The sequence below is a fragment of the Comamonas sp. 23 genome (assembly GCF_049601575.1).
Classification (GTDB): Bacteria; Pseudomonadota; Gammaproteobacteria; order Burkholderiales; family Burkholderiaceae_C; genus Comamonas; species Comamonas squillarum.
Genome location: NZ_CP187127.1, coordinates 31143 through 48093, shown reverse-complemented (window position 1 = coordinate 48093; position 16951 = coordinate 31143). Strand labels below are relative to the sequence as shown.

The 16951-nt window shown below is 63.3% G+C and carries 14 protein-coding genes and 2 pseudogenes; 3 read left to right on the top strand and 13 right to left on the bottom strand.

Annotated features, from left to right (window positions below):
• Positions 1 to 39: 39 nt before the first annotated feature.
• Genes ACPEE1_RS00190 through ACPEE1_RS00180 form a run of 3 tightly spaced genes read right to left on the bottom strand, consistent with a single transcriptional unit; the run spans position 40 to position 2920 of the window.
• Positions 40 to 249, bottom strand: a complete 210-nt coding sequence (locus ACPEE1_RS00190) for a DUF2783 domain-containing protein (RefSeq protein ID WP_165841158.1) — start codon at positions 247 to 249, stop codon at positions 40 to 42.
• Complete coding sequence (locus ACPEE1_RS00185; protein ID WP_260718617.1) at positions 246 to 1955, bottom strand: FAD-dependent oxidoreductase; 1710 nt, start codon at positions 1953 to 1955, stop codon at positions 246 to 248. Before ACPEE1_RS00185 ends, ACPEE1_RS00190 begins: the two co-directional genes overlap by 4 nt.
• Before the next feature lie 5 nt (positions 1956 to 1960).
• A complete protein-coding gene (locus ACPEE1_RS00180; RefSeq protein WP_116925452.1) occupies positions 1961 to 2920 on the bottom strand; it encodes an MBL fold metallo-hydrolase in 960 nt (319 codons plus the stop codon).
• 602 nt (positions 2921 to 3522) lie between these two features.
• On the opposite strand from ACPEE1_RS00180, the gene ACPEE1_RS00175 reads away from it, so the two are divergent.
• The gene (locus tag ACPEE1_RS00175) at positions 3523 to 5544 is read left to right on the top strand and encodes an IPTL-CTERM sorting domain-containing protein (RefSeq protein ID WP_423934919.1); all 2022 of its coding nucleotides are present in this window, start codon (positions 3523 to 3525) and stop codon (positions 5542 to 5544) included.
• 256 nt (positions 5545 to 5800) lie between these two features.
• Here ACPEE1_RS00175 and ACPEE1_RS00170 read toward each other — a convergent pair whose 3' ends face one another.
• On the bottom strand, positions 5801 to 7060 hold the full coding sequence (locus ACPEE1_RS00170) for an Ig-like domain-containing protein (protein ID WP_133248109.1): 1260 nt from the start codon (positions 7058 to 7060) through the stop codon (positions 5801 to 5803).
• A gap of 215 nt (positions 7061 to 7275) precedes the next feature.
• Between ACPEE1_RS00170 and ACPEE1_RS00165 the strand changes: the two genes are divergently transcribed.
• A complete protein-coding gene (locus ACPEE1_RS00165; RefSeq protein ID WP_260718619.1) occupies positions 7276 to 7452 on the top strand; it encodes a hypothetical protein in 177 nt (58 codons plus the stop codon).
• 80 nt (positions 7453 to 7532) lie between these two features.
• Here ACPEE1_RS00165 and ACPEE1_RS00160 read toward each other — a convergent pair.
• The 9 genes and pseudogenes from ACPEE1_RS00160 to ACPEE1_RS00120 form a co-directional block, all read right to left on the bottom strand.
• A pseudogene (locus tag ACPEE1_RS00160) lies at positions 7533 to 8057 on the bottom strand (aldo/keto reductase); the annotation flags it as partial.
• Between the two features lie 398 nt (positions 8058 to 8455).
• Positions 8456 to 8692, bottom strand: a pseudogene (locus tag ACPEE1_RS00155) (aldo/keto reductase); the annotation flags it as partial.
• 100 nt (positions 8693 to 8792) lie between these two features.
• Positions 8793 to 9155, bottom strand: a complete 363-nt coding sequence (locus tag ACPEE1_RS00150) for a RidA family protein (RefSeq protein ID WP_423934918.1) — start codon at positions 9153 to 9155, stop codon at positions 8793 to 8795.
• 40 nt (positions 9156 to 9195) lie between these two features.
• Entirely contained in the window at positions 9196 to 10500 is a 1305-nt protein-coding gene (locus ACPEE1_RS00145) for an NAD(P)/FAD-dependent oxidoreductase (RefSeq protein WP_423934917.1), read from the bottom strand.
• 13 nt (positions 10501 to 10513) lie between these two features.
• Positions 10514 to 11281: an ABC transporter ATP-binding protein gene (locus tag ACPEE1_RS00140; protein ID WP_116925529.1), complete on the bottom strand. Its 768-nt coding sequence runs from the start codon at positions 11279 to 11281 to the stop codon at positions 10514 to 10516.
• 20 nt (positions 11282 to 11301) lie between these two features.
• A complete protein-coding gene (locus tag ACPEE1_RS00135) occupies positions 11302 to 12045 on the bottom strand; it encodes an ABC transporter permease (RefSeq protein WP_423936490.1) in 744 nt (247 codons plus the stop codon).
• Between the two features lie 41 nt (positions 12046 to 12086).
• Complete coding sequence (locus tag ACPEE1_RS00130) at positions 12087 to 13070, bottom strand: ABC transporter substrate-binding protein (protein ID WP_116925458.1); 984 nt, start codon at positions 13068 to 13070, stop codon at positions 12087 to 12089.
• Positions 13071 to 13187: 117 nt separating this feature from the next.
• On the bottom strand, positions 13188 to 14150 hold the full coding sequence (locus tag ACPEE1_RS00125) for a LysR family transcriptional regulator (protein WP_116925459.1): 963 nt from the start codon (positions 14148 to 14150) through the stop codon (positions 13188 to 13190).
• A gap of 399 nt (positions 14151 to 14549) precedes the next feature.
• Positions 14550 to 15281, bottom strand: a complete 732-nt coding sequence (locus ACPEE1_RS00120) for an SDR family oxidoreductase (protein WP_182344523.1) — start codon at positions 15279 to 15281, stop codon at positions 14550 to 14552.
• Between the two features lie 129 nt (positions 15282 to 15410).
• Here ACPEE1_RS00120 and ACPEE1_RS00115 point away from each other — a divergent pair, with 129 nt between their 5' ends.
• Entirely contained in the window at positions 15411 to 16226 is an 816-nt protein-coding gene (locus ACPEE1_RS00115; protein ID WP_423934916.1) for a LysR family transcriptional regulator, read from the top strand.
• Positions 16227 to 16951: the final 725 nt, after the last annotated feature.

The following is a 16951-nucleotide window of genomic DNA, read 5'->3' as shown; positions in this document are numbered from 1 at the left end:
GGCCACCGAGCCCAGGGGCCAGGGGTCCCCGGGGCGCGGTCAGTCCGCCGCTTTGCCCGCAGCCGATGTGGCCAGTGCGATGGCGCTGAGCACCACGCTGCTGTCGCCAATATGGTTGGCCAGCAGCAAGATCAGCCTGGCACTGGCCTGCAGGCTTTGGGCCTCGTCCAGGCCCTCGTGCATGTGCAACAGTTGCTGGTAAATATCATCGACGCGCTCCAGGTTGGGGTGGCGGATCAGGCAGGTCATGGCCGTGCTCCTGTGGCAGTGGTGAATCGGGTGGGCAACGGGGCGGCACCGGTGCTGGCGCTGTCACAGGCGCAAGCGGTATCCAGTGCTGCTTGCAAGACGCTGGCCGCGACCGGCGCCTGAAAGCGCGCGGCCACATACTGGTCCGGGCGGATCAGGTAGCCGCAGCCCGGCGCCAGCGCATAGCGCGCCTGGAGCAGGGCCGTATCGCCCAGCGCGGCAATATCGAGCAGCTCCACGCCTGCGGGCAGGGCCTCATGCCACTGGTGGGCCAGCAGCACAAAGCGCCCCCCCAGGCGTGGCAGCAGCCAATGCCCGGCCAGTGGTGCGTCCACCGCTGGCGCGCCGGGGCACAGGCCGCCCTCCCATGGCTGGTCATCGGCGGTGTTGAGCGCGCTGTGCGGGCAGGGGATGGCGGTGGACAGCCGCCCTGAGTTGACAAAGGGCCGGGCCCAGGCTTCGCGCGCTGCCAGCTCCAGCACCGCATTGCGCAGGGCCCTGCTGGCAGCGCTCTTGGGCGTGAGGAAGTCGGTGGAGCGGCTCGAATGCAGGATGTTCTCATCGGCCATCGCAATGGCCTCGTCGTTGTAGCTCTCCAGCAGCGCCTGCCCCGATTCCCCGCGCAGCACCCGGTCGAGCTTCCAGCCCAGGTTGTCGGTATCGGCCAGGCCGCCATTGCAGCCGCGCGCCCCAAAGGGCGATACCAGGTGGGCGCTGTCGCCTGCAAACAGCACGCGGCCATGGACAAAGCGGTCCATGCGGCGGCATTGGAAGGTGTAGATACTGTGCCACTCCGTGGTAAACGGCACCCCGGGCCCCAGCATTGCGCGCACATAGCGCTCCACGTTCTCGGGCTGGGCGCAGGCCTCGCGGTCAATGCCCCAGCCAAGCTGAAAATCGAGCCGCCACAGCCCATCGGGCTGGCGGTGCATCAGCGCCGACTGGCCGGGGTTGAACGGCGGATCAAACCAGAACCAGCGCTCGGCAGGGCGTTCCTGGGGCATGCGGATGTCGGCGATGAGGAAGTTCTCCTCAAACACCCGGCCGTTGAAATCGAGCCCCATCAGACCGCGTAGCGTCGATTTGCTGCCGTCGCAGGCGATGAGCCAGTCGGCCTCCTGCGTGTAATGCTGCGCGCCCGCCTGCACGCCCAGCCGCACATGGTCCGCCAAGACCTGCAGAGACTCGATGTTCTGGCCCAGGCGCAATTGCACGTTGGGTAGGGCGCGCAGCGCATCGAGCAAGGCCTCTTCGACGTAGTACTGCTGGATATTGATAAAGCCCGGGTACTGCTGGTCCTTGATGGGCAGCATGTCGAACTGGTAAATGGGCTCGGCGCGCGCGCCCCAAAAGACCTTGCCCACGTTCCAGGTCACGCCCTTGTCCAGCAGGGTCTGGCCCACGCCCAGGCGCTCGAAGATATCGAGCGAGCGCTTGGAAAAGCAGATCGCCTTGGAGCCCCCCGGCACAAAGTCCAGCCGGCTGATGACCACGACCGCATGGCCGCGCCGCGCCAGGTCCAGCGCCATGGCCAGCCCCACCGGCCCGGCCCCGGCGATGACCACGCTGGCACGCGGCTCCTGGCGGCTGGCTGCCGGCGTGGCCCCGATATGGCGCCACACCGGAATGCCCCGGTGCTGTGGGGTGGCGGGCGGCGCGGTGGCACTGCGCGCCTGCGCCAGGGGATGCATCGTGCTCGCTGCCATGGCGCTCACCCTTGCAGCTGGGCCCAGACGTCCCGGTCGCGCTCGGCCGTCCAGATGCGCGGCCAGCTGATGCCATCGAACTCGTCCCACAGGCGCTGCACATTGAACGGCAGGCAGTGCTCAAAAATGGGCCAGCGGCCAAACTGGGGCGCCAACGCCTGGTGGGTGGCCTCAAAAGCCTCCTTGAGCGTGCCGCCGCGCCGGTAGACCGGCCCCACCTGGTCGATCATGCCCTGGAGGAACGCGCGCGTCTGCTCGATGGCCGCGTCGCATGCCGCCTCGCCCCGGGCCACCGCGCCCCGGCCGCCGACCAGGTTCTGCGCGCGGTACTGCTTGAGCTGGTCCAGCGTTGCGCCGGCCCATTCAAAGTGGTGGGCATCGCCCGTGTACAAGGCCGCTTCGGCCTCCACCAGATCGCCCGCAAACAGAGTTTTGCTCTTGTCGTGCCAGACGACGATGTCGCCCGCCGTATGCCCCCGGCCGTTGAACTGCAGCTCCAGCGTGCCCCGCTCGCCTCCCAGCGCGATCTCGTGGCGGGTGGCAAAGGTCTGGGTCGGCCGGGTCAGGCCCGGAATGCCTTCGAACTCCTTGAACAGGCGCGGCATGCGGCCGTACTCGCTGGCCCAGTCCTGCTCGCCGCGCTCCTCGATCAGCTGGCGGGTCACGTCGCTGCTGATGATGTGCTCGGCCTCAAAGGCCGATGCGCCCAGCACGCGCACGGCATGGTAATGCGTGAGCACCAGGTATTTGATGGGTTTTTGCGTGTGCGCCCGCAGCGTGCGCAGCCAGTCACGCGCTGCCGCTGGTGTGGCGCGCGCCTCGATCGCCACAATAAAGTCCTCGCCCTCGATCGCGCCCACATTGGGGTCGCCTTGCGCGGTCAGCGCATAGACGCCATCGCCCAGGATCTCCAGCGTCTCGGTTTTGGCCGTCATGTCGGCCGATGATGCAAACGGTTTTGCCATCGCTTTGGTGCTCCTTGGTAGTCCATCCATGGTGTTCATTCACGCCAACGCGGCTGCCTGCCAAGCCAAGCCCGGCCCTTGCCACAGCGTCTGCGCCCATGCCACCCAGTCTGCGGTCACGCGCTGGCGCTGTCTGTCCCTAGGTCTATGGACAGGCAGCACAGATCGGGCAATACGGTGTTGATTCGCCTCAGATTTTTTGCGAGCACACGGGTATATCCCTAGCTTTGTGAAACCTTGCGTGGGTACAACCGCTGCGCTGTGCACTGGCTGCTCTGGGCCGTCCGTGCTGCGGCGCCCACGCCGGCCACACCTGATCGCCCGCCGATTTCCAATGATGCTTTTAATCAATTAACAACACAATTGCAATAGATTGCATTTGATAGTTTGGTAAATTTTCCTAATAGCTTTTGCGTATGTATGATGCCTTTTTACACGATATCTCTGCAGCGCAAGGTCGCCTCCTTGCGGCCCTTGTGCGCCATCAGGGCCGCGTAACAGCAGGCGCTTGCCACGGCCGGCCGCAACAGCCGCCCGGCAGGCGGTCCATCGGTTTGCGTTGCAGATCTGTTTTTTAGATGGACAAGTTCAGAGAGGACGAAATGAAGAATTTCCCCCATTTTTTCAGGCTATGCCTGGCGGCTTTGTTGCTAAGCGTGGGTGCACAGCAGGCCTGGGCACAAAAGGTGCTGCTGCTGACGACTGATATCACAGGCGCCAATGCGGAGGGCGCTCCTGAGCGTGTGGGCTTCGACAACCTGCAAAGTGAATTTACTTCGCAACTGGCCAACCCCAGTGATCTGACGCGCCTGTCGGTGCTGAACACTGCAGGCTCCATCTCGCAGCGCACCTTTACCGATGCGCCAGCGCCTTATGACATTGTCATCGTCGCCAGCGGGGCTAAGGCGATAGATCCCTCCAATTGGGCCGTATTGCAAGATGCGATAGCCAACCGCTGGGCCAATTCCATCGTGTTCTTTGTCGATGGGTGCTGTGATGCACAGAATGGAGGCAATGCGCGGCGACTGGTCGCCACCTTGAATGGCGGCGCAGGAACCGCCTTCTCCCTCGGAAGTTCTGCCTGGCGCTTTGCCCGGTTTCCGCTCAACACCAATTCTCCTTTTGCCCCCTCGTTTGCGGGCTTGAGTCCTTTTGCAGGCGGCGATATCACCTATATCAACCAGGTGCCTGCGAACAACGCGCTCTATTTGGCAACGGGTACCGCGCCAGGCAATTTTCCACCGGCTGGCACCTCCCCAGTCGATGATGTTTATGGACTGCTAATCCCTACCGCCGAATCCAACCAAGGTACGGGCGCCTGTGTGTTCGCGGTGGTGGATGTGTCGCCGTTCGTATCGGCATTCGCTGGTTACCCCACCTGGACTGAAAACCGAGGCAAGGTGGGCCCCACCTTCCTTCATGCTGCGACCTCCGAGAACGGCGCCTGCGGCCTGCCCAAGGTCAGCAAAAGCTTTGACAAAAGCGATATCTACCTGGGCGGTAGCGACAACAGCACCGTGCTGACGATCGATCTGTCCAATGGCACGCGCGACCCTATCATCCATGTCGATATGACCGACAACCTGCCAGCGCCTTTGGTGGTGGGGGCAGGCACCATCGGCAATACCTGCACGGGCGGCAGCCTCAGTGCCGTCGCTGGCGCCAATGTCATCCGCAGCAGAGGTGTGACCATTCCGCCCGGCGGCTGCAGCATCACGGTGCCGGTGGTCTGGCCCAACACCGATGCTGGCCGCCAGGCTTGCGTGAACACCCCGGTGCTGACCAACACCATCACGCCGGGCACAGACTTTGTCTCGCCGATTGGCCAGGTCAACACGCCAGCGACGGCCACGCTGGCCTGCCAGCCCGCGCAACTCTCCATCGCCAAGCAAGTGGTTTGGCCGGCAAACATCACGCCGGTGGATCTGACCGGCAGCAGCTTCCCCGTCTCGGTGGTCTGCACCGGCAGCGATGGGCAGGCCTTGCCCGGGATCGACACCTTGATCACGCTGGATACGCCCAAGACCGGCAGTGTCACCGTCACGCCAGTGATCGCCAGCGGCAGCTGCGTGGTGACCGAGGGCACACGCCCCGCGCCCCCCGCCAACCATATCTGGGTGGAAGACCCGGCGCCCAGCGTCTCGGTCGCGATGGCCGCGCCGCCAGCGGCCAACCATGCGCTGCTGGTCAACACCTTGGCACGTGCCAATACCGACATCACCATCAGCACCACCGTGACCGGTGGCCCGGCAGCGGGCATCAGCGGCAGCTTTGGCTATACCGCCAACTGCGGTGCCGATGGCAGCTTTAGCGCCACCGTGAACCTGAGCGGCAGCAGCGCCGGAGCCATTGCCATCACCAATGTGCCTGTGGGTGCCAACTGCACGGTAGAACAAACGCCCACCATGCCAGCGGCCCCCGCAGACTATGTCTGGAGCGAGACGCTGCCGGTATCGGTGGGTCTGGTGACTGGCGCCAGCGGCAACACGGCATCCTTTGTCTACACCCTTGTGCGCACGGTGCCCGCCGTGCCCGCTGCCGTGCCTACGCTGCAGCAATGGGCGCTGGTGGCGCTGTCGCTGATGCTGCTGGGCGCTGCCACGCTGCGCCGGCGCCAGGGCTGAATGCACTAAGCCTCTGCGCGGCAGCAGGGGCTAGGTGGCCCATTCCACCGGGGCCGCTGAGCGCCGATACGCCAAACCGCCGGGGCAGCTGCCCCGGCTTTTTTGTGCCCGCGCCAGGGCGCCGTAGCGGCGACGGCGCTCTGGGCACCAGCGATAAAAATGCCCCGGGCGCAGGCCACGGGGCATTGACTATGACGGAGCAGGGTGGCCGTGCAGCGCACCCTGGGGTCTTGCTAGGCCGCGACGCGCCGCAGACTCAGACCAGTTTTCGGCGGGCAAGGCCGACCAGCAGCAAACCCAGGCCCGCCAGCGCCAGGGGGTGGCCGACCGGCACCGCCTTGGGCACGACCACTACGGGGGCAGTCACCTCCAAGGTGACGGTGGCCGTATCGCATTGCGTGGCCTGCACGGTGCTGCAGATCTGGTAGCTCACCGTGTAGGCGCCCGGCGTGGCGGTCGCGCCAATCAGCACATTGCCATCGGGCGTGACGGTGATGCCGGTGGGCCAGGTGCCCACGGGCGTCAGGGCCACATTGCTGGTGGTGGCGGGTGCCGCATCGACCGTGTCATTGGCCAGCACATTGACGGCGGTGACCGTGCCGCTGGTGGGGCGGGTGATGGCGGGGGCGGCGTCATTGACGGCATCGACACCAATCAGCTGCACACCGCCAATGCCCTTGAAGGCAAAGATAAAGGTGTTGGGCGTGCCATCGGTGTTCGGGGTGCCGGGAGGGTTCTCACTGGGCTTGCCCAGCGAATAGGCCTCGGCGCCAAAGCTGCCCAATGCGGCCAGCGCATCGACCTGGTTGCCCGCAACGCCGTAGCCGATGGTGAATTCGACCTTGGCGCCGGGCGCAATGGTGCCAAAGTTGAAGCGAAAGTGCGCGCCGTGGTCGGTCGGGCCGCTGTCCACCACATCCTGGTCGACAAACAGGATGCCCGAATCGCTCTCGAGCGGGTCGGCGGTATGGAAGCCGTTGTCGCTGGAGAAGACCAGCGCCGTGCTGCTGCCGCGCTGGATGGTGGTGTATTCGTTGAACTGGGTGGGGAAAACATCCCAGTCCATCGCGCGGCCATACAGCGCCTCGACCGGTGCGGACGAGATGTTTTCGATTGTGACCTTGACTTCGTAAATATTGCTGGTGGCCGTAGAAGGCGCGAAAGCGTGGGTCACGCGGAAGGTGCCAAAGGCATTGGCCACGGCGGTTGCGGTCGTGGCCGTAGAGGTGAACGACTCTGACGTAATCCCTTGGATGCCCACGCTGGCGCCGGTAAATCCCGACGTATTGCTCAGGGCATCGGCAATGCCCCAGGCCTCGCAATAGCACCCTGGTGTCAGACCATCGGCGCCGTTGGCCAAATAGGTGATGCCCGTCAGTGGCGATATTTCTTCGGGCATCAACGAGCCATCGTTGCGCACCCCCACCCGCAAGGTGCCGTTGTCGATATTGGCCTGGGCCAAAACGATGGCTGGCACGCTGACCAGCACTCCCGCCAACAGTTGTCCTAGTTTCATGCTCTCACCTCATTTAGTATTTAAATTTATGATGAGGTTTTTTATCATAGTTATAAGAGATGAGAAAATTACTATACCAAACGCATAGAGCCATCAATAGTCCATAAAAACAAGTACTTATGCATATTTCTAAATTCAATTTTCTAAAAGAATGTGATTATTCACTTTGTTAAAGATTGTCAAAATCTTGCTATCAAATATTCTTGATATAGGTCATGAAAATGGGATTGCAACGCATTGCAATGCCTGCGCATTTGATGCGCAAGGCGAGAGGAGAAGTCGTCGTTTTTGACCTGGAGAGGGGGCGCAATGCTGGCTGCAGCACATTCCGCCCATTGATGGGCGGTATTTATCTGGGTGGCTGGCTGCATATGGCTGCATATGGCTGTTGATGGCCGCCTGAGCGCAGCGCTGGCATAGGCCCCTGGGGTGTTGCACCCGCACGCGCCACTTGGGGCGATGGCCGCAAGTGTCAACGGCTGAACCGACTGGCCAGATGGCCGAGGTAGCGTGCGCCTTCAATCGCCATGCTGCCCAGCGCATCGACCAGCGCCTGGTTGGCCTGGCGCGCCTCGGTGCTAAAGCGCGGCACGATGTTGCGAAAATCATCCGGGCTGAAGGCGGTGTCTGCCTGGATCGCTCCGGTCAAAAAGCCCTTGCCCAGCGGGCTGAAGGGTACGAAGCCGATGCCCAGCTCTTCGAGCAGCGGCAAGGTGGCCTGCTCGGGCTCGCGCCACCACAGCAAATATTCGCTTTGCAGCGCTGCAACTGGCTGCACCGCATGGGCGCGGCGGATCGAATCGACGCCGGCTTCGGACAGGCCAAAGTAGCGGACCTTGCCCTCGGCAATCAGGTCTTTGACGGCACCGGCTACCTCTTCCATCGGCACGACAGGATCGACGCGGTGCTGGTAGAGCAGATCGATAGGGTCCGTGCGCAGGCGCTGCAGCGAGGCATGGACCACCGCGCGGATGCGCTCGGGCCGGCTGTCGAGCCCGGCCTTAGAACCTGTTCAAAGTCTCCACGCAGCCGCGTTGGAGTGCAATCGGGATGAGTTCGAAGGGATGGAACGCAGCTTGCACCGGGGTGCAAGCCAGGGCCAGCGCGCAGAAATCGCCCGATTTCACTCCAACCCTTAGGGGGACAGTGGCTTTGCGCTGCCCGGGAAGGGGCGCCCGGCGAGGGCCGCCCGGGCAGGGGCGGTCTGCGTCGTTGCAAATCCTCGCAATAGCTGGGCTATTGCTGCGGTATTGCGCGGCTGGGCGCCCCCCCCCCCCCCCCCCTCGCATCCCATCCCGCAAAGACACTGTCGCGGCGCGAGGAGACTTTGAACAGGTTCTTAGAGTCATCATCCTTGAAGCCAAACTTGGTGGCAATTACCACCTGGTTGCGCTAGGGTGCCAGCGCTTCGCCGACCATCTCTTCGTTCAAGGCGCCATAGGCCTCGGCCGTATCGAAAAAGGTGACGCCACGGGCTGCTGCCTCGCGGATCAGCTGCACGCCTGCGCTGCGGCTAACCCCGGGGCCATAGCCAAAGCTCAAGCCCATGCAGCCCAGGCCGAGGGCGGAGACCTGCAGGCCGCTGCGACTGAGTGGGCGGGCGGGGATGGGGGTGTGGGTATCAGAGTTCATGCCTATCAACGTAGGTATGTAGCCCCGTGATGACTAGACGGCTGGCATGGCCCGCCATCATGAGCGGGGCTCATCAATGGCGGGCGCCATGCCGGCGGCATCAAGTGGCCGCGCTGGCCACCACGCAAATCTCGATCAGCTTGGCCGGGCTGGCCAGGCGCGCTTCCACCGTCGCGCGGGCCGGTGCATGGCCAGCGGCGACCCACTGGTCCCAGACCACATTCATCTCGGCGAAGTGGCGCATATCGGCCAGGTAGATCTGGCAGCTCAGGATGCGCTCCTTGTGGCTGCCATGCTCGGCCAGCAGGCGGTCAATCTTGGCAAGCACCTCTTGGGTCTGGCCGCTGATGCCGGCATCGGCCTGGTCGGCCACCTGGCCGGCCAGGTACAAGGTGTGGTCGTGGCGCACGACCTGGGACATGCGGTGGTTGCCGCCGATGCGGGTGATGGTGTTGTTGCTCATGGGGTGTTCTCCTGAATGGTGGCAAAAGGCGGGTGCTTTATCAGCGCTCAATGCCGGCCTTGTATTTCTGGTACTGGATGGTGCTGACCACGGCGATGCGGCGCAGCGGCTCGGGTGGCAGCCAGCTGGGGCGCTCAAAGCCCAGCGCATCGGCCAGTTGGGGCGACTGCTGGCCGCAGGCCATCTCGCCGAGCAGCTTGCCGAACATGCTGCCCTTGAGCATGCCCGCGCCATTGCAGCCGATGGAAATGTAGAGGCCATCGCCCACCTGGCCAAAGTAGAGCGCGCCGTTGCGGGTGAGGGCGGTGACGCCGCCCCAGACCAGCGGCAGCGCATGCGAGCGCATCTGCGGGTAGCGCATCTGGTAGCAGCCCTGCAGCGCTTGGCGCACTTCGGCGAGCGGCTCTTCGCTGTCGTACGAGTACGAGCTGCGCACCATGAAGCGCCCGCCCGCGACCTTGCGCAACGTGGTGCCCAGGCGGTTGGCGGGGATCACGCCCCATTCCGGTGCGGGGCCCAGTTTTTTCAGCTCGTCCTCGTCCAGCGGCTCGGTCAGGCCCGCGTAGGTGTAGATGGTGAACACGCGGTCACGCGCAAAGCCGAGCTTGCGGGCAAAGCCGTTGTTGGCGATGACGATGCGCGGGGCGCTCAGCTCGGCCGTGGCGGTGCGCACGCGGTGGGGCTTGCCCTCGTGCAGCGACAGCACGGGCTCGCCCTCCCAGAGCTGCACATTGGCGGGCAGGCTGTCGGCCAGGCCGCGCACCAGGGCGGCGGGCTGCACAAAGACGTTGTTGTCCGAGTGGTAGCCGTAGCGGTAGTGCGTGGTGCCCAGCTGCTGCTGCAAGGCATCGCGCCCCAGCTCGGTATAGGCGACGCCCCAGTCCTGGTACTGCTGGAGCGTGCTTTTGAGGCGGGCGGCACCATCGGGCGTGGCGGCCGCGTGGTACTTGCCCACAGGGTTCCAGCCGCAGCCGATCTGGTGCTGGTCGATCAGCGATTTGAGCCAGGCCAGACCGGTGTTGTAGAGCGCCATCTGCTTGCGCGCCACCTCGATGGGGCTGCCGTGGCCGGACATGCCGGTGTTGTGCGGCAGGTTGATCAAAAAGCCCGAGTTGCGGCCCGAGGAGCCGTCGCCCACGGTGCTGGCATCGACCAGCAGCACGCGTGCCTGGGGCTCGAGCTCAGCAATGCGACGGGCAGCGGCCAGGCCGGTGACGCCGGCGCCAATGACGATGGCATCAAAGTGCCGCTCCGTGGGCGCCTGCGTGTGGGCCTGCCTTTTGGGGAGCAAGGTATTCCAGCCCGAGCCCGCTTGGTAGCTCGGGAAAGTAGGTTGCTTGGACATGGGGTGGTGTTGGTTAGTGGCGGGTGGCCTGCAGGCTGCGCATGACCTCGGACTGCACGGTGTCCCAGATCTGGCCCTTGAGTTCGTTGTAGCGCGGCGAGAGCTGCACCTGTGCATTGCGCGGCATGGGCAGGTCGTTGCGGATGTCGGTGACCACGCGGCCGGGCCGCGCGCTCATGATCAGCATGCGGGTGGACAGCAGCAGCGCCTCGTCGATGGAGTGGGTGATGAAGATGATGGTCTTCTTGCTCTTTTCGTAGATCTGCAGCAACTCGTCCTGCAGCACTTGGCGCGTCATCGCATCGAGCGCGGCAAAGGGCTCGTCGAGCAGGATCACATCGGGGTCATTGGCGAGCACCCGGGCGATGGACACGCGCTGGCGCATGCCGCCCGACAAGGCATTGGGGTACTTGTCCTCAAAGCCCTGCAGGCCCACCATGTCGATAAAGCGGCGCGCCACCTGCAGGCGCTCGGCCTTGGCAATGCCCTTCATCTTGAGGCCAAAGGCGACGTTGTCGAGCACCGTGAGCCAGGGAAAGAGCGCGTACTGCTGGAACACCATGCCGCAGTGCGGATCGACCTTGTTGACCTCGCGGCCGTTGACGACGATGCGCCCGGCCGTGGGCTTGTCAAAACCGGTGACCAGGTTGAGCAAGGTGGATTTGCCGCAGCCCGAGGCGCCCAGCAGCACGACGAACTCGCCCTTTTCAATCTCCAGATCGACGCGCTCGAGCGCCTTGAAATCCCCGTAGTGCTTGGCGATCCCCTGGATGGAGATCATCGGGCCTTTGTGTTGCGCGTTCATTGTTTCCACCTCAGTACCCAGTTTTCAATCAGTCGGAAGAAAAAGTCGGTGATCAGCACCGTGGTGCTGATGAGCACCATGCCCAGCACGACCACCTCGGTCTGGAAGAACTCCTTGCCATTCATGATGAGAAAGCCCAGGCCTTCGCGCGCGGCGACCAGCTCAGCGGCGATCACGCAGGTCCAGGCCAGGCCCAGGATCACCTTGAAGCCGCTCAGGATCTGCGACAGGCTGCCCGGCAGGATCACCTCCTTCATCACCTGCCAGCGGTAAGCGCCCAGGTTTTGCGCGGCGCGTACCAGGAGCGGATCGACATTGCGCGTGGCCTCTATCACATAGACCATCGCTGGCGCAAAGCAGCCCATGAAGACGATGCTGTACTTCTGCGTCTCGGTGATGCCGAACCACAAGAGCGACAGCGGAATCCAGCTCATCGACGGCAGCGGGCGCAGAAACGACAGGATGGGGTCAAAGGCCGCCCGGGCGTACGACGAGGTGCCCAGAAAAATGCCCAGCGGAATGGCGACGGCGGTGGCCGCCAAAAAGCCGATCATCACCCGGCGCGCAGACGCCAGGATGTGGGGCCAGAAGGTGCCATCGCCCAGCATGGCGGCGGCCTTGCCCAGCGCGGCGCTGGGCGGGGGCAGAAAGATGGGGTCGACCAGGCCTGCGCGGCACACGGCCTCCCAGACGGCGATGAACAGCAGCACGGAGGCTGCACTGGTGGCGGCCAGCGCCATGGAAGAAGGGGGTTTGGCGATCACGGGGTGTGCTCCGGCCTTCAGACAAAGGAGGCATCAATCCAGTCTTTGACGACCGGGGCCTTGTCAATCTGCTTGTGCTTGACCAGCATCTCGGCGAGCTTTTGCAGGCCTTGCACAAACTCGCCCGTCAGCAGCTCCTTTTGCTGGGCCTGTGGGTACCAGTCCGAGCCGGTGACGGCCGACATCTGCTCCTTCATGGTGAGGCCGGTGAACTTGAGCAGCGCCTGCGAGGCCTTCTCGGGCTGCTCGCGCAGCAGATCGCTGGCCTTGAAGTAGGCCGACAGGTAGCGCTTGACCAGCTCACTGTTCTTGGCGGCAAACTCGCGGCGCACCAGCAGCACATCGGGGCCGGGCGTGACCTTGAAGGACTTGTAGAGGCTGAACTGCGAGTCATCGGCCAAGAGCTTGACGCCGGGCTCGCGCAGGATGTTGTCAAAGTGCGGGGTCCAGGCAGCGGCCGCATCGATCTGGCCGGTCTTGATCGCGCCATGCAGCTCCGGGCCGGGGATGTTGAGCACATCGGCCCCGCCCGGTTTGATGCCCGCCTGCTCCAGCACATCGAGCACCAGCAGGTGGGTGCTGGATGCAAAGGTCACGCCGATCTTCTTGCCTTTGAGATCGGCCACGGAGTCGATGCCTTTGCGGGCGACCAGGCCTTCGACGCGGCCAAAGTTTTCCGGAATCGCAATGATCGCGAACTGCTTGGCGCCGCGCGACATCAGCGCCAATGCCGAGACAATGCCGGCGCAGCCGATATCGACGCCGCCGGACATGAAGGCGCTCATGCGGGCCGACGAGGTGGCAAAGGACTGCCAGTCCTGCGTGATGCCCACCTCCTTCAAATAGCCCTCGGCCATCGCCAGGTGGGCGGGGTAGTGGCCCAGCCAGGGTGAGCCCCCGTATTTGACGGTCGCATCGGCCGCCCAGCTGGGCAGCGACAGCGCACTGGCCAATGAGGCGGCGGCGCTTTGTTGGATAAAAGAACGGCGGTTGAGGGTCATATGTGTCTCCTTGGATTTCCTGTTTTTTAAAGAGCTGGCCAATCGCTGGACAAGACACTCCCCTGGCGCGGATGCGGCGGCATCCCAGCCATGGACAGCGGCTTGTGCAAGGGTGGGCTAGCTCAGCGCGATCCCGCTTCTGAGCCAGGGGATCAGTTGGCGTACATCGGGAAAGATGTCGTTTTCCATGACGCTTCTGCTCACTTGGAAGCAGTTCTCGGCCATGTCCACATACTCCCCCTCCCTGGAGAGCTGGTAGATGGTGCGGTGCAGGCTGGCGCCGGGCAGCGGAATGGCAGTGATCTGCCCGCTGTAGGTGCGGCCCTGCAGCAGGCAGATGGGGGTGGTGATGGTCCAGCCCAGGTCGGCGGCGACCATGGCCATCACCACGTCGGAGGTGTCGATCTCCAGATAGGGGCGGGGCGTGAAGCCCTGGCGGCGCAGGTGGCGCTCGATCAGCGCGCCAAAGTGGGAGCGGGCGCTGAAGCGGATCAGCGGCATCTTCTCGATCAAGGTGGTGAGGTCGGCGTTCTTGAACTCTTTCTCGCGCACCTTGGGGATCACCGCGATAAAGGGCTCGGAGAAGATCGAGCGGCGCACGATGTGGTCAATGTCATCGAGCGTGTCTGTCGTGACGATGAGGTCGAGCTGGCGCTTCATCAGCGCCGTCGCATGGCTGTTGGCCAGGCCCGACCAGAGCAGCAACTGGCTGGCCGATTCGGTGACCTTCTTGACGATGGCCGGCCCTGCCGTGGCGGCAAAGGAGTCGATCATGCCCACACGCATTGCCGGGCGGCTGGCCAGGTCGGCATCGCGCACATGCACCACCAGCCGCTCCATGTCTTCGACAATCTGCCCGGCCCGGCGGCTGAGCGCAATGCCTGCCGGCGTGAGCTTGAACGGCCGCTGCGAGCGGTCAAACACCTGCGTCTGCAAGATCGCCTCGATCTGCGTGATGGTCTGTGAGACCGCCGATTGCGTGACCCCCAGCGCCGCCGCGCCCTTGGACAGGCTGCCCGAAGACGCCACGGCCTCGAAAATCTTCAAGGCGCGCACATCGAGACCCGAGGTTGTCTTCATGTCGTCTCCGTTGTGGATCCGCTGCAGCAACTGAGGCGTTTTGCGGTGGATTATTAAGGATCCTCTGCAAAACCCTCGCCAAGCGGGATGGACGCGGATCGGGATGAGGCGCAAGGCGTCTTTTGCAGTCAATAGCGCGCTATTGACAAGAAAGAAAACACAGCGGATCGCCCGAGCCCGCGATCAGACCACGGCAGGGAGTTTTACAGAGGGTCGTTAAGTATTAGTATTTCTACAAATACTAGCCATTAATCGGAGATTTTGATAACAACTTAATTAAAACTAATACTTAGGATCAGTTTCGCTTGGGTGGGGCATCTTCAGTCGTCCACAAAAAGCCTCCAAGGCCGCAACATGCTGGCGGCGATGGAGGCTGTGGCCGGGGTGGAGCCGGAGCTTTTAGGCTTGCTGGCGCGTTGCGGCCAGCACGATTTCGCGAATGCAGACGCCGGCCGGCTGCGCATAGGCGTAGTGGATGGCGTTGGCCACATCCTGGGCCGCCAGCACCTTGCCGCCCATGGCAGTTTTCCAGTCTTCATAGCCGGACTTGATGGCCGCATCCGTGGTGTGGCCGAGCAGCTCGGTCTCCACCGCGCCGGGGGCGATGGTGGTCACGCGCACATGGTGGGCAGCGAGTTCTTCGCGCAGGTTCTCCGTCAGGCCATGCACGGCAAACTTGGTGCCGACATAGGCCACATGGTTGGGGAAGGTCTTGCGGCCGGCGACCGAGCTCACATTGATGATGCTGCCGCGCTGGCGCTGCACCATGCCGGCGGCAACGGCATGCACGCCGTTGAGCACACCTTTGACATTCACGTCGAGCATGCGGTCCCACTGGTCCGGGTCCTGGCGCGTGATCTCGCCCAGCAGCATGACGCCGGCGTTGTTGACGATGGCATCGGCCGGGCCAAAGCGCGCTTCGCCTTGCTGCACGGCGGCGGCCAGTGCGGCGCGGTCGGTCACGTCGACGGAGAGCGCCAGCGTGCCAGGCAGGTTCAGCGCCTGCATGGGCTCGAGCCGGCGCGCCAGCAGCAGCAGCGGGTGGCCGAGCGACGAAAACAGCTGCGCGGTGGCCAGGCCAATGCCCGAGCTGGCACCGGTGATGACGATCAGGGGTTGGCGGTTTTGCATGGTGGTGTGGCTTTCTAAAGAAATAGATTTTTCTGATGAATCAGTAGAGAATCTAGTGTAGAGCGAGCGTATGGCGTTTGAAAAATGGTTTATTCTTCTTTCACTCATACGTTTTACTTATGGCTTGAGATGGACTACCGCCAATTCCGCGCCTTTGTGGCCGTCTTTGAAGAGCGCAATATCACCGCCGCCGCGCAGCGCCTGCACCTGAGCCAGCCGGCGCTGTCAGGCAGCATCCGCCTGCTGGAAGAGGCCCTGGGCACGGCGCTGTTTGTGCGCAAGGCGCGGGGGGTGGAGGTGACGGACGACGCCCGCGCGCTCTACCCCCAGCTGCGCCGCATGGTGGCCGAGGCCGACGACCTGGCCCAGCGCTTTCGCCAGCGCGGCGCGCGTGCGCGCCTGACCATTGGCGTCGAAGAAGATGTGGCCCGCAGCACCGTGCAGCACTTGGCCGCCACCGCCCGTGCTTGCGTGCCCGGCCTGCAGCTGCACCTGCTGGCGCAGTGCGAGGGCGATGCGCGCCTGGCCAGCGAAGAGTTGCGCTGCGAGGACGAGCTGTTTTTACCGCTGCTCAGCGAGCGCTATGTGCTGGCCCTGCCCGACCAAGCGCTGCCGCCAGACCACGCAGCGGGCACCCCACAAGACCTCGCCACCGACTGGATCGTCTGCCCCAGCCACGCCAGCCACCAATGCCTGATGCCGATCTACGGCAGCCGCGCAGACACCCCCGCCGCGCTGGCCGGCAACTTCTCGCTGGCGCTGGACCTGGTGGCTGCCGGCGTGGGCCGGGCGATCGTGCCCGAAACTCTCGCGCAAGCAATTCCGGGCGTGCAGACCCAGCCGCTGGAGGTGGAGCTCAAACGCCGCATTGGGCTTTGCTATAACGTGCAGGCGCTGGGTAATGGGGCACTGGCGCAGTTGCGGGATGGGGTGTTGGGGGCTTGAGTCGAGCCGCATTTTGCGAATAAAACGGCTGCAATAAGCCATGCTATATCCAGCAAAGCAGTTTTTGATGGCCGGCTTGGGTGGGATATCCGTGCTTTCAGAATTGCGCTGGTATATGCGTCCATGGTGCCTATGACGTAACGGGGCCTTACGCTGAAATGAGACAAATCTGAATCCTGTGCGTCAGAAAACAGGGTTTTTTTGTTTCAAACTGTGTAAATCTGTATAAACACCACCAGCGTTTTGCGTGTCTTGGCCGTTGTATTGGATCCCGAACTATTAGAACGGCGATGCTGGGGCGTGGGATTAGTGCCTGACAGCCGCTATCCAAAAGCAGAGCTTGTAGCGTAATAAATCTCAAGATAAACGGTCTATTTCTAGGCCAAAAATCCAAGTCAGTGCGCCATTGTGCCTAGCGCTTGATACTGACAAGTCGCTGACAACTAACCAGAAACCCACCATCATTTCGACGGTTACAAACACGTTAGGTGCTTTTGTAAAGCTCGTCTACATTTGCCTCCATAGTTATATCAAATGGAAACAAAATGTATATAGAGGGAGCCTGGGGGAGGGAAGCGGCCGCGCGCTGCATCGATGTCGTAATGCTTCGCCGCCCTGGCGAAAACCACGCTGGCAATGCGTGGTGAGTGATCACTATGAATAGCTGATCGCACTCTTGGTCAATTCTCATAGCCATCGACCCCTTTTAGAGAGGTTGGCACCAG

Coding starts and splice junctions, on each gene's coding strand:
- ACPEE1_RS00190 (WP_165841158.1), bottom strand. CDS start 249: ATGACCTGCCTGATCCGCCACCCCAACCTGGAGCGCGTCGATGATATT.
- ACPEE1_RS00185 (WP_260718617.1), bottom strand. CDS start 1,955: ATGGCAGCGAGCACGATGCATCCCCTGGCGCAGGCGCGCAGTGCCACC.
- ACPEE1_RS00180 (WP_116925452.1), bottom strand. CDS start 2,920: ATGGCAAAACCGTTTGCATCATCGGCCGACATGACGGCCAAAACCGAG.
- ACPEE1_RS00175 (WP_423934919.1), top strand. CDS start 3,523: ATGAAGAATTTCCCCCATTTTTTCAGGCTATGCCTGGCGGCTTTGTTG.
- ACPEE1_RS00170 (WP_133248109.1), bottom strand. CDS start 7,060: ATGAAACTAGGACAACTGTTGGCGGGAGTGCTGGTCAGCGTGCCAGCC.
- ACPEE1_RS00165 (WP_260718619.1), top strand. CDS start 7,276: ATGAAAATGGGATTGCAACGCATTGCAATGCCTGCGCATTTGATGCGC.
- ACPEE1_RS00150 (WP_423934918.1), bottom strand. CDS start 9,155: ATGAGCAACAACACCATCACCCGCATCGGCGGCAACCACCGCATGTCC.
- ACPEE1_RS00145 (WP_423934917.1), bottom strand. CDS start 10,500: ATGTCCAAGCAACCTACTTTCCCGAGCTACCAAGCGGGCTCGGGCTGG.
- ACPEE1_RS00140 (WP_116925529.1), bottom strand. CDS start 11,281: ATGATCTCCATCCAGGGGATCGCCAAGCACTACGGGGATTTCAAGGCG.
- ACPEE1_RS00135 (WP_423936490.1), bottom strand. CDS start 12,045: ATGGCGCTGGCCGCCACCAGTGCAGCCTCCGTGCTGCTGTTCATCGCC.
- ACPEE1_RS00130 (WP_116925458.1), bottom strand. CDS start 13,070: ATGACCCTCAACCGCCGTTCTTTTATCCAACAAAGCGCCGCCGCCTCA.
- ACPEE1_RS00125 (WP_116925459.1), bottom strand. CDS start 14,150: ATGAAGACAACCTCGGGTCTCGATGTGCGCGCCTTGAAGATTTTCGAG.
- ACPEE1_RS00120 (WP_182344523.1), bottom strand. CDS start 15,281: ATGCAAAACCGCCAACCCCTGATCGTCATCACCGGTGCCAGCTCGGGC.
- ACPEE1_RS00115 (WP_423934916.1), top strand. CDS start 15,411: ATGGACTACCGCCAATTCCGCGCCTTTGTGGCCGTCTTTGAAGAGCGC.